Annotated in this window: 20 protein-coding genes; 11 read left to right on the top strand and 9 right to left on the bottom strand. The window is 44.0% G+C overall.

The genetic code is table 11. The features are described from left to right. Positions 1 to 120: 120 nt before the first annotated feature. Positions 121 to 993, top strand: a complete 873-nt coding sequence (locus BM008_RS10270) for a CBS domain-containing protein (protein WP_091936667.1) — start codon at positions 121 to 123, stop codon at positions 991 to 993. 27 nt (positions 994 to 1,020) lie between these two features. On the opposite strand, the gene hisE is transcribed toward BM008_RS10270, so the two are convergent. From hisE to BM008_RS10250, 4 genes are all read right to left on the bottom strand, one after another. Then, complete coding sequence (gene hisE, locus BM008_RS10265; protein ID WP_091936665.1) at positions 1,021 to 1,320, bottom strand: phosphoribosyl-ATP diphosphatase; 300 nt, start codon at positions 1,318 to 1,320, stop codon at positions 1,021 to 1,023. A 235-nt stretch (positions 1,321 to 1,555) separates the two neighbouring features. Further along, positions 1,556 to 2,836, bottom strand: a complete 1,281-nt coding sequence (locus BM008_RS10260) for a 3-isopropylmalate dehydratase large subunit (RefSeq protein WP_177188041.1) — start codon at positions 2,834 to 2,836, stop codon at positions 1,556 to 1,558. Positions 2,837 to 2,888: 52 nt separating this feature from the next. Continuing rightward, positions 2,889 to 3,599, bottom strand: a complete 711-nt coding sequence (locus tag BM008_RS10255; RefSeq protein WP_091936663.1) for a YkgJ family cysteine cluster protein — start codon at positions 3,597 to 3,599, stop codon at positions 2,889 to 2,891. Positions 3,600 to 4,359: 760 nt separating this feature from the next. After that, positions 4,360 to 5,844, bottom strand: coding sequence for a DHH family phosphoesterase (locus tag BM008_RS10250; RefSeq protein WP_091936661.1), 1,485 nt, complete (start codon positions 5,842 to 5,844; stop codon positions 4,360 to 4,362). Between the two features lie 105 nt (positions 5,845 to 5,949). Between BM008_RS10250 and BM008_RS10245 the strand changes: the two genes are divergently transcribed. The 7 genes from BM008_RS10245 (at position 5,950) to BM008_RS10215 (ending at position 11,023) form a co-directional block, all read left to right on the top strand. Beyond that, entirely contained in the window at positions 5,950 to 7,428 is a 1,479-nt protein-coding gene (locus BM008_RS10245) for an NAD(P)H-hydrate dehydratase (RefSeq protein WP_091936660.1), read from the top strand. A gap of 1 nt (position 7,429) precedes the next feature. Beyond that, positions 7,430 to 7,612: a hypothetical protein gene (locus BM008_RS10240; RefSeq protein WP_091936658.1), complete on the top strand. Its 183-nt coding sequence runs from the start codon at positions 7,430 to 7,432 to the stop codon at positions 7,610 to 7,612. Positions 7,613 to 7,628: 16 nt separating this feature from the next. Then, a complete protein-coding gene (gene moaC / locus BM008_RS10235) occupies positions 7,629 to 8,105 on the top strand; it encodes a cyclic pyranopterin monophosphate synthase MoaC (protein WP_091936656.1) in 477 nt (158 codons plus the stop codon). Between the two features lie 68 nt (positions 8,106 to 8,173). Beyond that, the gene (locus BM008_RS10230) at positions 8,174 to 9,022 is read left to right on the top strand and encodes a ribose-phosphate diphosphokinase (RefSeq protein WP_091936654.1); all 849 of its coding nucleotides are present in this window, start codon (positions 8,174 to 8,176) and stop codon (positions 9,020 to 9,022) included. Between the two features lie 24 nt (positions 9,023 to 9,046). Then, complete coding sequence (locus tag BM008_RS10225; RefSeq protein ID WP_091936652.1) at positions 9,047 to 9,598, top strand: hypothetical protein; 552 nt, start codon at positions 9,047 to 9,049, stop codon at positions 9,596 to 9,598. A gap of 23 nt (positions 9,599 to 9,621) precedes the next feature. Beyond that, positions 9,622 to 10,254 (top strand): endonuclease III domain-containing protein, encoded by a 633-nt coding sequence (locus BM008_RS10220; protein WP_091936651.1) that lies wholly within the window; start codon positions 9,622 to 9,624, stop codon positions 10,252 to 10,254. Beyond that, on the top strand, positions 10,238 to 11,023 hold the full coding sequence (locus tag BM008_RS10215; RefSeq protein WP_245748005.1) for a C15orf41 family protein: 786 nt from the start codon (positions 10,238 to 10,240) through the stop codon (positions 11,021 to 11,023). The genes BM008_RS10220 and BM008_RS10215 overlap by 17 nt, the downstream gene beginning before the upstream one ends. 16 nt (positions 11,024 to 11,039) lie before the next feature. On the opposite strand, the gene BM008_RS10210 is transcribed toward BM008_RS10215, so the two are convergent. Then, a complete protein-coding gene (locus tag BM008_RS10210; RefSeq protein WP_091936649.1) occupies positions 11,040 to 11,261 on the bottom strand; it encodes a hypothetical protein in 222 nt (73 codons plus the stop codon). A gap of 205 nt (positions 11,262 to 11,466) precedes the next feature. Between BM008_RS10210 and lysS the strand changes: the two genes are divergently transcribed. After that, on the top strand, positions 11,467 to 13,059 hold the full coding sequence (gene lysS, locus BM008_RS10205; protein ID WP_091936647.1) for a lysine--tRNA ligase: 1,593 nt from the start codon (positions 11,467 to 11,469) through the stop codon (positions 13,057 to 13,059). 2 nt (positions 13,060 to 13,061) lie between these two features. Further along, on the top strand, positions 13,062 to 13,715 hold the full coding sequence (locus BM008_RS10200) for a class I SAM-dependent methyltransferase (protein ID WP_091936645.1): 654 nt from the start codon (positions 13,062 to 13,064) through the stop codon (positions 13,713 to 13,715). On the opposite strand, the gene BM008_RS10195 is transcribed toward BM008_RS10200, so the two are convergent. Genes BM008_RS10195 through BM008_RS10185 form a run of 3 tightly spaced genes read right to left on the bottom strand, consistent with a single transcriptional unit; the run spans position 13,712 to position 16,904 of the window. After that, on the bottom strand, positions 13,712 to 13,957 hold the full coding sequence (locus tag BM008_RS10195; protein ID WP_091936643.1) for a pro-sigmaK processing inhibitor BofA family protein: 246 nt from the start codon (positions 13,955 to 13,957) through the stop codon (positions 13,712 to 13,714). The genes BM008_RS10200 and BM008_RS10195 overlap by 4 nt on opposite strands. A 50-nt stretch (positions 13,958 to 14,007) precedes the next feature. Further along, positions 14,008 to 14,427, bottom strand: coding sequence for a nucleoside 2-deoxyribosyltransferase (locus BM008_RS10190; RefSeq protein ID WP_091936641.1), 420 nt, complete (start codon positions 14,425 to 14,427; stop codon positions 14,008 to 14,010). Then, positions 14,424 to 16,904 (bottom strand): U32 family peptidase, encoded by a 2,481-nt coding sequence (locus BM008_RS10185; protein ID WP_091936639.1) that lies wholly within the window; start codon positions 16,902 to 16,904, stop codon positions 14,424 to 14,426. Before BM008_RS10185 ends, BM008_RS10190 begins: the two co-directional genes overlap by 4 nt. Positions 16,905 to 17,015: 111 nt before the next feature. On the opposite strand from BM008_RS10185, the gene BM008_RS10180 reads away from it, so the two are divergent. Continuing rightward, on the top strand, positions 17,016 to 17,750 hold the full coding sequence (locus BM008_RS10180) for a 4Fe-4S binding protein (protein ID WP_218146707.1): 735 nt from the start codon (positions 17,016 to 17,018) through the stop codon (positions 17,748 to 17,750). A gap of 3 nt (positions 17,751 to 17,753) precedes the next feature. Here the strand turns inward: BM008_RS10180 and BM008_RS10175 are convergent, their stop codons facing one another. After that, a complete protein-coding gene (locus BM008_RS10175; protein WP_091936637.1) occupies positions 17,754 to 18,461 on the bottom strand; it encodes a class I SAM-dependent methyltransferase in 708 nt (235 codons plus the stop codon). Between the last annotated feature and the right edge of the window lie 51 nt (positions 18,462 to 18,512).

Here is an 18,512-nt window from a genome sequence, read left to right as displayed (position 1 = left end):
TAAAGCCCTGTTCCTATAAATATAAACCTTTTCTAGTATCCTCAGGAGGAGATACTATATTTATATATATCTCCTTTGAGTATGTATAAACTAGATTTGAGTTTATGGACCGGTGATTTAGTGGAACTGACTCCCATACAAAAAGATATTCTCATTGCATTGATCAATCTCCAGAGAGAAAAGGATCGTGCTGTAAAAGGCGAAGAGATCGCTGAGCTTATTAGCCGTAATCCTGGCACTGTCAGGAACCAGATGCAATCTTTGAAAGTCCTTGGCCTGGTTGAAGGTGTCCCCGGTCCCAAAGGGGGATATAAAGCAACTGGCGACGCTTATGAAGCTTTAAGCATCACTGCCATGGACCACGAGGCCAGTGTTCCTATCTACAGGAACGATGATCTTGTGGAAGGTGCAACAGTAGCGGAGATAAGCTTCACTACAGTAAGGCATCCTGACCTATGTCATGGCATGATCAAGGTCCTTGGTAATATCAAGGGTTTTGAGCAGGGTGACCTTGTACAGATGGGTCCTACTCCTGTGAACAAACTGGTTGTTCGTGGAGAGATCGTGGGAAGGGATGATACCCAGAACACGCTCGTTTTCGCAATAAATGAAATGATCTCGCTTCCAAAGAAGCCTGTTAAGAACTATGCTAAGACCGATATGATATCTATCAGTGGAAATGCTTCCATTCAGGAAACAGCACGTCTCCTTGTTGACAATAGTATTCACGGTGCACCAGTGATGGACGCTGATATGATCCTTGGCGTTGTCACTTTTACAGATATAGGTGATGCAGTGGCAAGTGGAAAAATGACTGCAAAGGTCAAGGATATAATGACCCGCGACCTTATCACGGTGGATTCAGAAACATCACTCTATGATGCAGTGAAGGTCTTTGACACTCACAATATAGGGTTCATACTTGTATCCTATGATGGTGTGCCAAAGGGTATACTGTCCAAAAAGGACGTTTTCCACGAATTAGTATATTAAAAATAAGCTATTGAGAATGATCATTGATCATTTTCTTCTTTTCTTAAGCTCAGTGGCGATCTCTTCAAGGGATATTCCCTTTGCCACGAACATAACCATAAGATGGAATAAAAGGTCTGATGATTCGTATATCATCTCTTCCTTGTTCTCGCTCTTCACAGCAAGTATTGTCTCGATAGATTCCTCGCCCACCTTTTCAAGTATCTTGTCTATACCCTTTCTATGGTTGAGCAAAGAACATACATATGAGTCCTCGGAAGGGTTCTCTTTTCTGTCCTTAATGATGTCGTAAAGTTCGGTAAGTATTGAGAGGTCGGTTTCAGTCATGCTCTATCCTTTCCAGATATAAGGTAATCCTATTACATCTTTATGGTGTAAAGGTCGCCACAGCCTAAGCTAAGAGTTTAGAACATATGAAAAAAGGTTTTAGTGACGTTGGTTTGTAATCCACACAAAATATGACGGGTAGTGTTGGTTAGACCAACGTCCGAACTATCATATTAATTTGTAAAATATATCTTTTGTGGTCTCAGAGTTAAAAAAAGAAAGAAAAGGTGAGATATCAGATCTTTCTCGGATCTGTGATCTCTCCGGTAAGTGCGGATGCTGCTGCTGTTGCAGGTGAGCTGAGGTATACGAAGGACTGTGGGCTTCCTTCACGTCCCTTGAAGTTACGGTTGGATGTTGCAAGTCCTACCTCTCCGTCACCGAGGAGTCCGAATGAACCTCCCATACATGGACCACAGCATGGTGACTCTACCATTGCACCTGCTTCCATGAACTGCTCGATATATCCTGCTCTGAGCACCTTCATGTATTCTGTCCTTGATGCAGGGATGATAAGGAGTCTGACATCCTTTGCAACAGGCTCATCGCCCATCATCTTTGCAACGACCTCTATATCCTCGAACCTTCCGTTGGTACAGGAACCTACAAAGATCTGGTCTACCTTTGTTCCCTCAACTTCAGTTACAGGCTTTACATTGTCCACGTTGTGTGGGCATGCGACCTGTGGCTCAAGGTTGCTGATGTCATACTTGTGAAGTTCGCATTCTGCGCCTTCATCTGACTTCCAGTATGGGTCAAATTCATAGTCAGGTATGCGCTCCTTGAGATATGCTTCTGTAGTCTTGTCAGCCTCGATGATACCTGCCTTTCCACCCATCTCGATAGCCATGTTGGAAATGGTCATACGCTCTGACATTGAAAGTGCTTCGATAGCTGAACCTGCATATTCTGCTGCCTTGTATCTTGCACCTTCTGCACCTACATCTCCGATGAGGTGGAGGATGATGTCCTTTGAATAGACGTGTTCAGGAAGTTTTCCTTCGACTTCGAACCTGATGGTCTCAGGTACCTTGAACCAGAGCTTTCCTGATGCAAAGACCGCTGCCATATCAGTTGAACCGATACCTGTTGAGAATGCACCGAGTGAACCGTATGCACAGGTGTGTGAGTCGGAACCTACTACAAGGTCTCCTGGTTTGACATGCCCCTTCTCAGGCATTACCTGGTGGCAGACACCTTCATAAACATCATAGTTGATTATGCCCTGTTCCTTAGCGAACTTTCTGAGCATGATGTGGTTCTGTGCAGCATTGAGGGAGTCTGCAGGAACCTGGTGGTCAAAGAGGATCACTATCTTGCTTGGGTCCCAGACCTTCTTCTCTTCCTTGTCCCTCATGATCTCGTAGAAACCTTCTACAGCAAGAGGTCCTGTGATGTCGTGGGTCATTGCCCTGTCTATATCAGCCAGTACGAATTCTCCAGCTTTTACCGTTTTACCGGCAGCCTTTGAAAAGATCTTCTCAGAGATCGTCATAGGTTCATTATTAGTGGACATGTTTATTCCTGCATAATGTTTATTCATTATAAATCGATCGATAAGATGAAATTCAGATATTCTTTGTGATCTTACAAGTTCCCTCACTATTATGGACGACGTAATTTAAGTAGCCTTGCTTCAGGTTGGACATGGCTTTTTCCCTGCTTTTTTCATCGGTCTCGAATCCTTCATAGTTCCTGTAGGTGAGAATGGTATCCTGCAGCTCTCCAAGGTATCTGTTGATCAGCATCTCTGAGAGTTTCTTACTGTCATGCTCGCTGATGTTCTCTCCCAATCCTTCGCATTCAGATGTCTGGAGCTTAAGATCTTCCATATAGAAGGGGTATGTGCTACATAGTAAGGGTCGTAGTTCGTATATGTTACAGCGGTTATTTTTGACTTCGTCGGGTATGAATGAGCAATCTCTGTTCTCCTTTCTGTGAAGCATCCATCCAAATGTGTGGATGTTCCCATACTCATCTATCATCCCTGATCCTGCCTGAAGGTAACACTCTTCCTCTGGTGTGTCTGCCTCTATGTTCAAAGGTTCTGCTATGTCATTCCATTCCAGATCGCTGTTATTTTGTATCCTGTGGATCTCATCAGGGATCACAACGACCCTATTATCTCCAAATTCCCTGCGACAACATTTGCCACACATTATACACTTGAACCCGATCTCCTTAATTTGCTTTGCAAGCTCTTGCGGGTCTATCAGCTTTGCAGCTTTTATCTCTTCTTCAAGCTCATTGATCAGTATTTCTTTGAATTTGACATTCATCTTTTTGCCGTTCGATCTGAATTGTGCTATCTTTGATGCTAGTATATTATATAAGTTCTGATCAGTTGTCCTGGCTGATCCGAACTAAAAAATATATTATAAATTATCTACTTTCTTTGGTATGCCATTTTAAAACAGGTTGCATGCAGCCGGTGGGCTGCTTTTTTTATTGTATGGGATAATTGGATAATTGGATATGTCCTTTTGAGGGCGAATGTACCGGTCAATTGGCATTATATCTTCTTAGTTTCGTCCCATATCTATTGGCACTATATGATGATCATTCTGGTCCGGGCTTTGCATTCGTGGAACTTGTGGAGCAGAGCTGCCATATAATTCAATATGTTATGTATGAGGGTGTACTCTCTTACTTATTATGTGTAATGTTTACGTAAGTCTATGTACTCTTTTTTCGTATTGTTGTTGTAGGCTCCAGTATGATTTATCAGTGAATTATATACTAGTAAGTCCTATTATTGCATATTATGTATGAATAGCTTTGTTGATGCTGTTTTATGTGTGTATTGTTTCATTAATCTTTCATACTCTACTCGATGCCATTGCAGCTAGCTGGTTATTGTCGCTCGTTTATATGGCAGTGCATCTAAAAGGGGTCGGCTTCTGTTGTTCTATCTTGTTCAAAAGTATCATACTAAAAAGTATATAATTAATTATATTTGTTAGATAATAGACTATATTACATGTAGTACATAATATGTATATTCTATTTTAAAACTCAAAAAAAAAGACTCAGTAGAGACTATTCGTCAGTCTCTTCCACGCCAACGGCAGACAGGAATCTCTTTACAACTGCTTCGTTAACAAGTCTTAGAAGGGTCTGACGATCCTTTGAGGCACTGAAGACACCCAGTGGGATCTGTGCTGCTGCTGCTGTTGCATGACCTCCTCCGGCCTCTTCTCCAAAAGCGCGTTTCATTACGTCACCCAGGTTCACTCTGATATCATTGCTGCGTCCGGAGATGTATATCTTCTCATCTGTAACTCCGAATACGATAGAAGTTGAGATACCTTCGAGGTTAAGGAGATAATCTGCAGCCTGTGGTAATGTATCCCTGTTACGTATGCTTCCCACATTTGAGAGCAGGTAGCTTCCTATCACCTGTCGGCTGTTGATAGCTTCACCGAGGACATCCAGTGTCTCGATAGACATGGAAGGACGTTCCAGTTGCTCCAGTATATCGTGGTCTGATAGTGGATACAGGTATGAAGCTGCTGAAAGATCCGCAGAATCAGTGTTCCTCTTAAAGTCAAGAGTATCGGTCCTGATACCATAGAGCAGAGCAGTGGCCAGTTCACTGTCAATATCCACATTGAGCTCCTGGAGGTACTTTGTCAGTATGGTGGCTGAAGCACCCACGTTCGGACGTATATCAATGAAGTCTGCATCAAGCTCCGCATCGGGGAGGGGATGATGATCTATGATCATATTCACATGTGTCTCAGGTGGAAGTGAGTTATTTGCACCCGGCATTGAACAATCGACAAGTGCAAGGTTCTCATAGCTGGTGAACCCTACATCCTCTGATCTGTAGAGGTCGATACCCAGCAGGTTGACAAAAGCCTTGTTCTCCTGATGTCCGATCTCTCCGTGGTATATGATGTCTGAAAGTACATTGAATGACGTTGCTATCCTCTGCAATGCAAGGGCACTGGATATTGCATCAGGGTCAGGGTTGTCATGAACAACGATCGCAAGTTTCTTATCTTTATTAGCTTCGAACCATTGGGTCAGTTTATTTCCCCTACGCATGGCCTCTGCACGTTCAAGTGATCTTGATAGTGACTTGGCTACCATCCTTGGGGGCATAATAACAAGGTCTGCTCCCATGGTCTCCATTTCCTGCATGTTGATGACATCAGGTGCTCTCACAACACAATATATTTCCTGGGAAACCTTGTTCCTGACATTATTGAGAGCTGTCTTGTTAGCTTTGGGGTCTGAGCTCAGGATCAGTATTCCTGCAAGGTTCTTCGTATTGATATTGTCAAAAAGGTTAGGGTCACTGACATCACCTACCATGGCCTCATATGCTTCCTCACGAAGTGTTTCAACCTTCTGGGAGTCCTTATCCACGATTATAAGTTCTTTATCAAGCTCCCTCAGTTCCTTGGCCAAAGCAAAACCAAAGCTGCCACTTCCAAGAATAAGGTATGTGGGCTTCACCTTTGATCTGTCAGTTGCGCCAATCTCTTTTGCAACGTTGTTAATAGAAAAGACCTCCATTTTGTATAAGAGTTATATTAGCATAAAATGATTTTGAATATTATTTAACAGAAATGATATATCAACTGATAAATACAATGCAAACTAAGGAATAAATAGGTAACTATGTTCTCTATCACTTCTTCAAAGATGCGTTCGATCGATGCTAATTGCGCATATCTTGGACTGGATCCTCTCCAGTTGATGGAAAATGCAGGTGCGGCTATAGCCCGGGAAATAATGTCTAAGATAAGTTCCGGAAAGGTGCTCTTTGTTGCCGGCAGGGGCAACAATGGAGGTGATGCATTCGTTGCTGCACGACATCTTGCATTATATGAGAGTTACGATGTCAGAATTATACTTCTGGGCCATTCATCACGTATAAGGACCCGGGAATCGAAGCATAACTTCTCCCTTTTGAAGAACAGTGGTATTGGAGAGATCAGAGAAATATCGGATTCCAGTGAACTGGTCAGCTATCCTTGCTGGAATGATATGGATATCATTGTTGATGGTGTCCTTGGCTCCGGCATAAAAGGTATACCAAGGGAACCAGAATCCACTGCGATCGATCTGATTAATTCTTCCGGTTCTTATATTATATCTATAGATTCTCCTTCAGGATACGACCTTGATGGTGGAGATGTAACAAAGAGTGTGATCGCCAGTCTGACAGTAACTTTCCACAGGATGAAGACCGGTCTTGAGATCCCTGGCTGTGAAAGGTATACAGGTGCAGTAAAAGTGGTTCCTATAGGTGTCTGCAGAGATGCTGAGGAATATGTTGGTCCGGGTGATCTGATGGTATTGGGCCAGCGGAGAAATGATGCTCATAAAGGTAATTCAGGTCGTATCCTCATCATTGGTGGAGGCGCCTACTATGGTGCTCCTGCACTTTCGTCAATGGCAGCACTCCGCACGGGTGCCGATATCGTCACCGTGGCGGTTCCTGAGAATGTAGCTGATACAGTTTCCTCATTTTCCCCTGACCTGATAGTTGTTCCATTGATGGGGAACAGGTTGAACCCTGATAATATTCCTGAACTGAAAGGCCTTATCACTTCACATGATGTCACTGTCATAGGTCCGGGCCTTGGAAGGGATCAGGGAACGCTTGCAACAGTGGAACAGCTTGTTCCTTTATGCAAAAAGGCAGTGATCGATGCAGATGCACTTTATGGTCTGACATTGCCCGTAAAAAGTGGGGGCAAGATCATCCTGACACCGCATTCTGCAGAGTTCTCACGTCTTTGTGGTGAGGAAGTTCCCCGTGGACTTGATGAAAAGAAGGATATTGTCAGCAGGTTCGCAGGAGATAAAAGTGTCACTGTGGCCCTTAAAGGTAATATCGATGTCATCTCAGATGGCCTGTACACACGGCTTAACCGGACAGGCAATGCCGGAATGACCGTTGGAGGCACCGGTGATGTTCTTACGGGTATTACAGGTGCACTGTTCGCTATGAACGATGCAATGGAGGCAGCATCATGTGCTGTGTTCATAAGTGGTGCGGCAGGTGATCTTGCCTTTGAGGAGAAAGGCTTCGGTCTGCTTGCGACAGATATAATTGACCGGATAACAGATGTTATATTGAAGGTGTTTTGATATGGAGCGGGAAAACAGAAAGATCAATGTTGATATCGAAAGGAAGTGGGTTCGTATAACCATCAGTCATGGAAAGGACGAGGAGATCATCAAGCTAAGTCTTAATGAGGCCACCCACCTGAAAGAACAACTAAATAGTACTATTGAGGATTACCTGCAAAGACAGAATATCAGAATTGACTGAAAAACGGTGAGATCCATTGGAAGCTACATTCACGCATATTGAGAACGACCGCGCGGTCATGGTAGACATCAGCAGCAAGGATATAATTATAAGGAAGGCGATAGCTTCCGGTGAGATAGTTCTTAGTGACGCAACTGTCAACAAGATACGCACCGGAACCGTCGAGAAGGGTAATGTTCTTTCCACAGCCCGAGTGGCCTCCATTCTTGCGGTCAAAAAGACCCCGGAACTCATTCCAATGTGCCACCAGATCCCGATCACATCGGTGGATGTGGACTTCGAAATTGAGGATAATATAGTTCGGGCTATAGTAGAGGTGCGTTCAGTTGGAAAGACCGGCGTTGAGATGGAAGCCCTGACCGGGGTTTCAGTCGCGCTGCTCACTGTGTGGGATATGGTCAAGTCTGCAGAGAAGGATGAGACCGGCAACTATCCTGCTACTGGTATTCAGAATATCAAGGTTCTTGAGAAAGTCAAAATGAACCAAAACTAATGTATTATAAGGGTACATTAGGAAGCATCCAAATTATCCATTAATCAACTTTTAACGAGGTACATTATTTGAAAATTATAGGAGGACCAGCATCCCAGGCTCTTTCATCAAGGGTCGCAAGAGAGCTCAATATAGAGCCTACAGTGTGTGATTATACAAGATTCCCTGACGGGGAGATGTACTCACGCATCCTTGATGAGGACGTGGATGAAGTTACCATTATCCAGAGTACGACCACGGACTCTGATCTTATTGCATTATTGCAGTTGATAGATGCCTGTGAGGATTCGCCTGTCATCAATGTTGTTATACCATACATGGGGTATGCAAGACAGGACAAGAAGTTCAAAACAGGTGAGCCTATCACTGCAAGGGCAATTGCCAGAACGATAAACGCAGACAGGATATTCACAGTGAACATCCATGAGGCAAGCGTACTGAACTATTTCAATGCTGATGCCTTCGACCTTGACGCATCACGTCTGATAGGTTATCATATAAGGTCCCTGAACCTGGATAATCCGTTGATAGTCTCTCCTGATAAGGGTGCTATCAGTCTTGCAGAGAATACTGCGGCGGATGTCGGACTGGAATTCGATTATCTGGAAAAGACCCGTCATTCTGGTGACACTGTTACCATCAAAGCAAAGAATGTCGATGTAATGGACAGGGATATCATCATAATCGATGACATGATCGCCACAGGCGGTACTATGGCGGAGTCCATAAAGCTCCTCAAGTCACAGGGTGCAAAGGATGTCTATCTTGCATGTGTCCATCCGGTACTTGCAAGGAATGCAGTATTGCGCCTGTTCAATGCAGGGGTAAAAGATATTATTGCTACTGATACAATAGAAAAGGCACAGAGTTCTGTCAGTGTGGCACCTCTGATAGCCAATGCTTTAAGAAGTATCTGAACATTAATATATTGAGGATTGATCATGACGTTACCCGATGTTTGCCCCAGGGACGGAGTTTCCCAGTGTAAGAAGAAAGACTGCCATCTTTACGTAGTAGAATGGCGGACAGGGGACGAACAATGTGTCATCGGGTATAGCTCGACCCATAAGGAGTTCTCTCAGTCAACATCGCTGGAAGATACCTATGCTGAGACCACTCGTATAAGGCTTGAGAAGCGGGAACCACGTGAAAGGAAACCCTGGCCGGATACTACCGGTCCATTAGGAAGGGGTCATCTCAAAAGGGAAGCTACTGACGCAGAGGTTGTGTCTGAACCAGTTTCCAGGAATGTGGTTGAGACCTGTGACAGCTATATCGAGGCGTGTGTTGGGAAACCGGTCTCTGAAACACCGGTAAAGCCTTTAACTCCTGAAAGAGAGGAAGAGGTCGTGGTCAATGACAAAAATACTACTGTTATTGAATCAAAGAGCAGTGATGAAGGCAAGGCTAAGGACCCAAGGAAGAGAAAGTCACTGGATGAACTGATGGACCTTGACCTTCCAGAGGGCTATGAAGAAGAGTTCTGGAAATAGTCCTATTGTGATATTTGTGATATATGAAAGTCGGGATACTTTGCAGAGTATATGATCTGTTGCTGGATGAACTGGGGCCGCAACACTGGTGGCCTGCAGACACAGCCTTTGAGGTCGTTGTGGGTGCTATGCTCACCCAGCAGACAAAATGGACCAATGTTGAAAAGGCAATAGAAGGTCTCAAAGAGAATGATCTTCTGGAAGTTGATCCGCTTTCCAGGGCCGATCCCGGGTTGCTTGAAGAGCTTGTAAGATGCTGCGGTTTCTATCGTCAGAAAGCTTCCCGCCTGAAGGGAATAGCTGGTTTTTTTGCGGAGCATGGTATGGAGAACGTTTTCTCGATGCCCGTTGATGAACTTCGCAGGACCTTGCTGTCACTCAAAGGTGTCGGGAACGAGACCGCTGATAGCATTGTGCTCTACGCAGCTGAAAAACCGAAGTTCGTTATCGATGCCTACACTACTCGTATGATGAAGTGTATAGGTATTGAAGGGGACTATATGCAATTACAGGGCATGTTCGAGGAACAACTCCCTAAAGACGTCGGTATCTATAAGGAATACCATGCACTCATAGTTGAGTATTCAAAAGCCTATTGCGGCAGGAACCGATGCAATGAATGTATTCTTAAGGATTTGAATGAGAATGGATATTGAAACCTATAATGAGATATATGCAAGTCTGGACGATGTCGATGATGTAAGAAGAGCTGCTGAACAGTTCTCAGAGCCTATAGGTACTATTCATTCCATACTAAACCAGAAGACCGTTACAAAGGTCAAAAGGAATTTTTCCAAGGTCAAAAGCAAGGGTCCAAGACATCTGAGGCAATGGAAGAAGGGTAAGAGCATTATTGAAATTGCCAGGAAGAACGACATACCTGCTACTCTTATGGTCTCAATGCTTCTCAAGGAGATGGGTATTCCTAAGAAAGGCTTTATCAGGAATCTGGAAGACCAGCCAGATGGTCGCCTGAAAAGGGAAGTTATCGCTGCAATGGATTCTGATTTTTTCTTCTCCCCCAAGGCACATGCATTACATGCTGAGAAAGGAGAGATGGGTGAATACATACTTGCTGAATGGCTCAGTGAAAGGGGCCTTACCTATCGCTCAGAGGATGACCTGAGAGATGAGGGTTTTACAAAGACACCTGACTTCCTGCTGGACGAGGAACTTGATGTGGACGGTGTCAAAATATCATGGATAGAGAGCAAGGCGCTCTTCGGTGATGAAAAAGAGCATGATTATTACATCAAGAAACAGTTCAGGGAATACGAGGAGATCTACGGTGTCGGTATGATAGTGTACTGGTACGGTTATATCGACACTATCAGTTACAATGGAAATCTAATAAAGGATTACAGGTTCTTTGGAAAGGACTGGGATATTGTAGAGGAACTTCTGAACTTCAAGACCTACTGGTAGTCCTTTAGCTACTTTTTTATTCCTTCTTTACCTTTGGCATGACATTTTTCGTATATACCTGGAACACACCTTCTTCATCATAGATCACAGATTCATTGTTGATGGTGGCATGGTTCCCGTGGACAACAAGGAAAGGCCATAGCTCGTTGGATTCAGGATCACGCTGGTTCTTCATATTGAAAATGTCCTGTGAAGTGCTTAATGGGATCCTGTGCATATTGTCGGTTATACGTGTCATATTTTTATGAAGACCACTGTTTATTAATAGCTTTCGTATTGAAATTATATGAGGTCTTTTCTGTCCTCAAAAGGACAAGGATCGCAGTTCAAATTCCTGATCGTCCATCTTCAATAGGCAAAGATTATAATAGGAACGATCGTCTAAGGTTACTGGATTCGGAGTCATCCGGGTATTATAATTTTCATATCATATCGGTGAAATCATGGCAGATATTACACACTGGGCGGATGTCATCGCAGACGAGGTGCTGGCAAAAGGCAAGAAGCATCTTGTTGCAACAGGCATCACACCCTCAGGTCACATTCATATTGGTAACATGCGCGAGGTCGTAACTGCAGATGTAGCATACAGGGCCCTTATTGACAAAGGAGCAGAGGCTGAGTTCATCTACATTGCAGATACCTACGACCCTTTAAGAAAGGTATATCCTTTCCTGGATGAGAGCTATGCTGAACATGTAGGGAAACCTCTTTCTGAGATACCATGTCCCTGTGGTGAGCACAAGAACTACTCAGAGCACTTCCTTGAACCATTCCTTGCAGCACTTGAACATCTTGGTATCCATCCTAAGGTTTACAGGGCAGATGAGCTTTACAAAGAGGGTGCCTATGTTGAGGCTATCAAACAGGCACTACTGAAGAAAGATGAGATCGCAGCGATCCTTCAGAAGAGATCAGGCAAGACCCCTGTTGACACATGGAACCCATTCAATCCTATCTGTAACGAGTGTGGAAAGGTTAACACTACTATTGTTACAGGTTTTGACATTGATGCAGAGACCGTGGACTATGAATGTTCATGCGGCAGCAATGACACAGTACCAATGAAGGGTGGCGGAAAGCTCACCTGGCGTGTGGACTGGCCTGCAAGATGGAAGGCACTCGGTGTCACTGTGGAACCATTCGGTAAGGACCATGCTTCAAGAGGTGGATCTTATGATACCGGTGTTGAGATCGCAAAGGAGATATTCGGCTATGAGGCTCCACATCCAATAGTCTATGAGTGGATCATGCTCGGACAGAAGGGTGCAATGTCATCATCAACCGGAGTTGTTGTTTCCATTTCAGACATGCTTAAGGTAGTACCCCCTGAGGTGCTCCGTTACCTTATCATCCGTACAAAGCCTGAAAAGCATATCAGATTTGACCCTGCACTGCCACTTCTCACACTTGTGGATGAGTTCGAACGTCTGCACTCAAGCGACAAGGCAACAGATTACGATAAGAGAATGATCGAGCTTTCACATGCAGCAGGTCTCTGTCACACTGATATTCCATTCAAGCACATGACAACCATATACCAGGTTGCAGCAGGTGACCTCGATAAGATACTGAACATTGTGAAGAGAGCAGGATATGATGTTTCCAATGAGAAATGTATACGTGAGCTCACTGACAATGTTGGTAACTGGCTTGAGATGTATGCTCCTGATAATGCAAAGTTCAGCGTGCAGGAAGAGCTTCCTGTAAGCACTTCACAGCTCACCGATCTCCAGAGGGTTTTCCTGAGCAATTTCTCTGCTATCCTTGATAAGAGCGGTGAACTCAACGGTGAGGATTATCACAATCTTGTATATTCTGCAAAGGAAGCAGGCACTGAACTGAATACAAATATTGCTGCTGCACTGGAAGTAGCTCCTGAATCACTGGAGGTCAATCCAAAGGAGCTTTTCAAGGCGGTCTATGTATCCGTACTCGGACAGCCTTCAGGTCCAAAGGCAGGATGGTTCCTTTCATCACTTGAGAAGGACTTCCTAGCACAGCGCTTCAAGGAAGCAGCAGAATACAGACCCTGAACATGGAACCGAATTCTTTCCCGGGCAATAATTCAGATAAGTCTCATTTCCTTGCCTGGGAAGAAGAATACAAACATGTGACCTGGGGGGGTCCCAGGTCAATATCAATGCTCGAAGGATTGGTCTCACCATCATCCCGGGTACTTGATCTTGGTTGCGGGAACGGAAGGTTCCTTCTCCCGCTTTCCAGAAAATACGAGTCCGTCGGAACTGATGTTTCATCGACTGCTGTTAGCAGGGCCCGATCATATCTTTTTAAGAACAACTCGCAGGCAGAGTGCCTTGTTTCGAGTATAACCTCACTTCCCTTTTCTGAGAGTTCTTTTGATGTCATTCTGTGTCTTGGTGTCTTGCAGCATCTGCTGGAAGATGAGAGACAGATGGCAATAACTGAGATAAAGAGAGTAATGAGAACAGGTGCTGTCTTTGTAATGGAGGTCTTTGGGACCGAAGATATGAGGTATGGCGGAGAGCCAATAGAAAAGGACACATTCCGCAGGAAGAATGGCATCATATACCACTATTTCACACAGGAAGAGCTGTCATCTCTGCTTTCTGGCTTTGAGATAATAGAAATGAAAGATGTAGTTTCAGAAAAAATGTTCAGTGGCAAACCACACAGGCGCCACCAGATCAGGGCAATAGTTCGTCTTTAGAATGCAATTCCGAGATAGTTCAGAACTACAATGAGCAATGCGCCTACAACTCCTGCGATAGCGCATACAAGTATAACTACCCACGTGTAAGCTATTTCCAGACCCAACACAAGGTTTGCAAGGACAAGTACAATAAGTCCCACAATTGTGTTAATGACCATATTCTTTACAGTCTTCAGCACTTTCCACAGAAGGAATGCAGCTATAAGAGCTACTATAAGGATTACTATTTCAGTTACCATGCTTTCCCGTTTAATATTACTATGATAAGTATTTAATGATTACTAAAAAATTAGGGTTTGTTGACAGAGTTCAGGAAATCGTCGATCTCTTTTTTCATAGACCCAATACTGTCATATTCCCTGCAGATAATTCTCTCATCACCAAGTATCATTGCGGAGACATTTGCCTCAGGTGTGTAAAGACACATCACTGGCATATCTCTGTGTAATGCGCTGCAGACCTCGTAACCAACACCAATAGAAGGTGTGCTCACTTCAGCTATCATACAGTCGCTCTTCTCAAGGAACTCCATGTCACGTATGTATATCTCCTGCTCGGTGAGAAGGGATTCTGTCTTCTCAAGTTCAGGGTCGGCCACATGCCAGCTAGGTACCTGATATCCGCTTTCCTGAAGATACGCGCACATCTCGATATAGGTGGAGAGCATCTGTCTTCCTCCTCTTATGGATGCTGAAAGGAATACCTTCATTGTACTCCCCTGTGGTAATGTCCTCTTGTATGGAATTCACAAATATCGCTGCCCTGCCAGAGGTGTTTTGTGTTTCCTGTATACAGGGCATCTATTCCAACTCTATAGGCACGGGTCACCATTTGCACACGTTCCTCATCAAGAGTTCTTGCATCTATCCTGAGTCTTGAAACGCCTGCTTTGATAAGGTGGGGTACATCGTCAAGCAGGCACATCTCTCTCGAATTGAAAATATGTGTTCTGCAATCAGAGTCTGTCTTAACAGGGAACTCGAACCCTTTTTCATCAGCTATTTCAAAACTGCCACTTTTACACTGTGAGCCACAATTGAATCCAGAGTCATCTTTTTCTCCCATCAAGCCACCGATAAGGCAGTGTTCTGATTCCATTATCTGTATCTTGCCATGAACGATGTATTCGCAATTCCCATACCTTGTTATCTCTGTGATCTGTCCAAGGTTCATTTCAGTTGAAAGGGTAACTGTGTCCACACCTTTTGCCAAAAGGAATTCAAGGGTATGCCTGTTGAAAACGTTCATAGGACTGTCGGTTATGATCTTGATATCATTTCCTGATCCGGTTATTACCTTGAGAACTCCTGCGTTGGCGGCTATTATTCCTGCAAGTTCGCTCTCTTTTGCAAACTCTATCATTTCTCTGACGAGCGGCATCTTTGCATCCTTTACTATGATCGGAGTGTGAAGGTATACCGGAATGTCCTTTTCAGAAGCTATGGTAAGAGCAGACTTCCATCCTCCATTTTTAAGGCCGGTCTTGTCAGTGTCGATGTATACAATATCTGCTCCACCTTTGATAGCGGACATGAGAGCATCAGGGCTGTCAACACTTACTGATAGTTTTGTTCTCTCTTCAGGAACTGGTCGGGCCTTTTCTTCTTCTAGTGCAATATCCTCAGTTTCTCTGATATGTGGAGCTCTCCTCCACTGCTCAACTCTCTTTATCTCAAGTTCAGATATTGCCTGGGTCCTTGCGTTATTCAGTTCCTTTATGGGTATGAACGCATCATCGGAAAGATCCATAGTGATATCTGCAGGTTCAAAGACTGTGTTACCGGTCTTGGAGAGTTGTTTTTCCACATCTTCTGCAGTCGTTGGTCTTTTCTGTGACTTTTCCACAACATAATCAGAGACCACGACAGAAGTGTTATTCTCATTATCAGAAACTGAGACTTCCATTCTCTCTCCGATATTTGCCTTCATATTGATGGAGACGGGGACCTTGCGTATTGGTGCAGGAGATGTGAATGAACTCTGTAGCTCTTTCATCAGGGATTCATCCAGTGTCCTGTAAACAACTGTTCCGGTCTTCAGAGCTTCCTCGAAGTTCATCGAGATGATATCACCGGTCCTTGCAATTTTGACCGGTTCATTGTCGACGAACATTCCTCTGATAATGGCACCTGAATCCCGGTAACCTTCAAATCCAATACCGTCACCTAATTCAAGCTGTCCTGTGACCTCGATTATAATACTCTCATATTTGCGGTTGTAGCCCACAACTTTTCCGGCAACTATGCCCTGGTTGTGTGGTCTTTCACGGCTCATCAGGTCAGCAGCAGGGTCACCTTCAAAGTATCCTGTGGTGAACTCACGGTTGAAAAGTTGTTCAAGCTCTGTAGCTTCTTCCTCAGTTACAGAATAGTTCTCCGGGTCTTCCACAAATCTGTCTATCAGGCGGCGATATATTCTCACGACCCCTGCAACGTATTCAGGACGTTTCATGCGACCTTCGATCTTGAATGAATCGATACCTGCCTCTATGAGCTCGGGAAGTATTGCTGATGTGTTCAGGTCCTTTGGGCTAAGAAGATAGCTACCTTCTGTCTTGATCTCCTTGCCATTTTTCAGTAATCTGTATTGTTTACGGCATGGCTGGGCACAGTATCCACGGTTACCACTTCGGCCACCTATCATACTGCTCATGAGACACTGACCGGAATAACAGATACAGAGAGCACCGTGAACAAAGGCCTCGATCTCGGCACCTGTCTCAGACTTGATCTTGATGATCTCCTCAAGTGAGAGTTCTCTGGAAAGGACTATCCTTTTCACACCCATCTCTTTCAGGAACATTACGCCTTCTGTATTGTGTATTGTCATCTGGGTGCTTGCATGCACCGGAAGTGTGGGGACCATTTCCCTTGCAAGTGTGAGCAGTCCAATATCCTGCACGATGATAGCATCAGTGCCAAGTTCATCAAGGGTGTACATGAGCTCAAGTGCCTGCTCCATTTCGTTGTCCTTGATAAGCGTGTTCAGAGTGACATAGACCTTCACACCTCTGAGGTGAGCAAAGTCAAGTGCTTCCCTGAATTCCTCTATGGTGAAATTGCCTGCGTATGCCCTGGCGCTGAAATCCTTGATGCCAAGATAGACTGCATCCGCTCCATTCTCTACGGCAGCGATGAGTGATTCCATGTTTCCGGCAGGGGCTAAAAGTTCAGGAATATTAAGCATAATAATCGCTCAGATGAGGTAAGAGTATATAAAAGCCCCCTTTAATCTATCATCTTTAAATTTGATGCCATGTATCTGGAAATAGGTTATAAAGTAAGCAGGTGATCATACTTGAACAGACAGGAATTCAGGAAAATGCTTCTCATAATTTCGTTCTTTATGTTCCCGCTCACTATCTTCTATTTCTCTCCTTATATTATCGTTGAGGCAGCATCAAAGGGAATAGCTTCAGGAAGTATGCTTGTGTTTGCATTACTTTTTCTGTCATCACTTGTTGTCGGAAGACTGTGGTGTGGATGGCTTTGTCCCTCAGGAGGATGTCAGTCAATATTGATTCAGGTCAACGGAAAAGATGCAAAGGGTGGAAGGCATGACCTAATAAAATATCTGATATGGACGGTCTGGATCTTCACTATCGTTTTTCTAGCAGCCTCAGCTGGTGGTCTGCATACTATTAATTTCTTCTACCACACAGAGAACGTGATATCAATTGACAACCCCATGAAGTTCATTGTTTATTATGTGGTGATAACTATACTGGCAGTTCTTTCACTGGCATTTGGTAAAAGGGCAGGCTGTCACTACATTTGCTGGATGGCACCATTCATGGTCATCGGAAGGAAGATAAGGAACATGCTGAAGTACCCTTCCCTGAGGCTTAGAGCGAATAAGGATGATTGTATCAACTGCAGGAAGTGCAGCAGAGCCTGTCCCATGAGCCTTGATGTCAATGCAATGGTGAGCAACGGAAAAATGGAGAATTCGGAGTGCATCCTCTGCGGGGAATGTGTTGATACCTGCCCGAAGGATGTGATAAGTTATTCCTTCAGTTCAGGCGTTGAGTGAATCTCAAATCTTAACGCACAGGTAGGTTGCCATGAAACCCTTTTTGTGTACATATTCCTCAATTTTGAAACCTGCCTGTTCTATAAGGCCTTTCATGGTCCATTCAAAGGTTGAGTATTCCTCCTTGATGTGTAGTTTCATTTCCTCCACAACCTTATCATCTGCTTCAGGTGGCATATTCTGGAATAACTGAGAGAAATATTCATCAAAATCCTGTATTTCTGACGAAAAAACTACATCTTTCAGGAAGAATTTTCCACCACTTTTAAGCATTGAGTTGATGTTCTTCAGGGCGATAAGTTTCCAGAAATCAGGCAGGTGATGCAGTACCAACTGTGTGACAACAGCATCATATTTTGTCTGGCTGGAATCAAATGTCAGAAAACCTGCTTTGATAAATCTGATATTGTCTCTCAGTCTTGAATTTGCTTTCTTTTCTGCAAAATCAAGCATATTCTGTGAAATGTCCAGTGCAGTTACTTGTTTGCAATGCGTCGAAAGCTCTATTGAGAACTCACCGGTTCCACATCCGATCTCAAGTACATTATGACCGGGCTGAAGGTCAATGAGCTTTATCATGGTCGCAGCCTCTTCGGCTATGTTCCTGATAGTTGTCATTTTTCTGTCGTAGTTCATGACCTCTTCTTCGCTTGCGTAATCAGTTCCTATCTGGATGAGCTCATCATAGTACCAATCTGGTAATTCTTTCATATAGATCCCTCTGTCTGGACAGATTCAGTATCTTTCATAAAAATAAGTAAT

This window comes from Methanolobus profundi (genome assembly GCF_900114835.1).
In the GTDB taxonomy this organism is placed as follows: Archaea; Halobacteriota; Methanosarcinia; order Methanosarcinales; family Methanosarcinaceae; genus Methanolobus; species Methanolobus profundi.
Note: the sequence above shows the minus strand (reverse complement) of the source record. Positions and strands in the feature narration are given on the sequence as shown.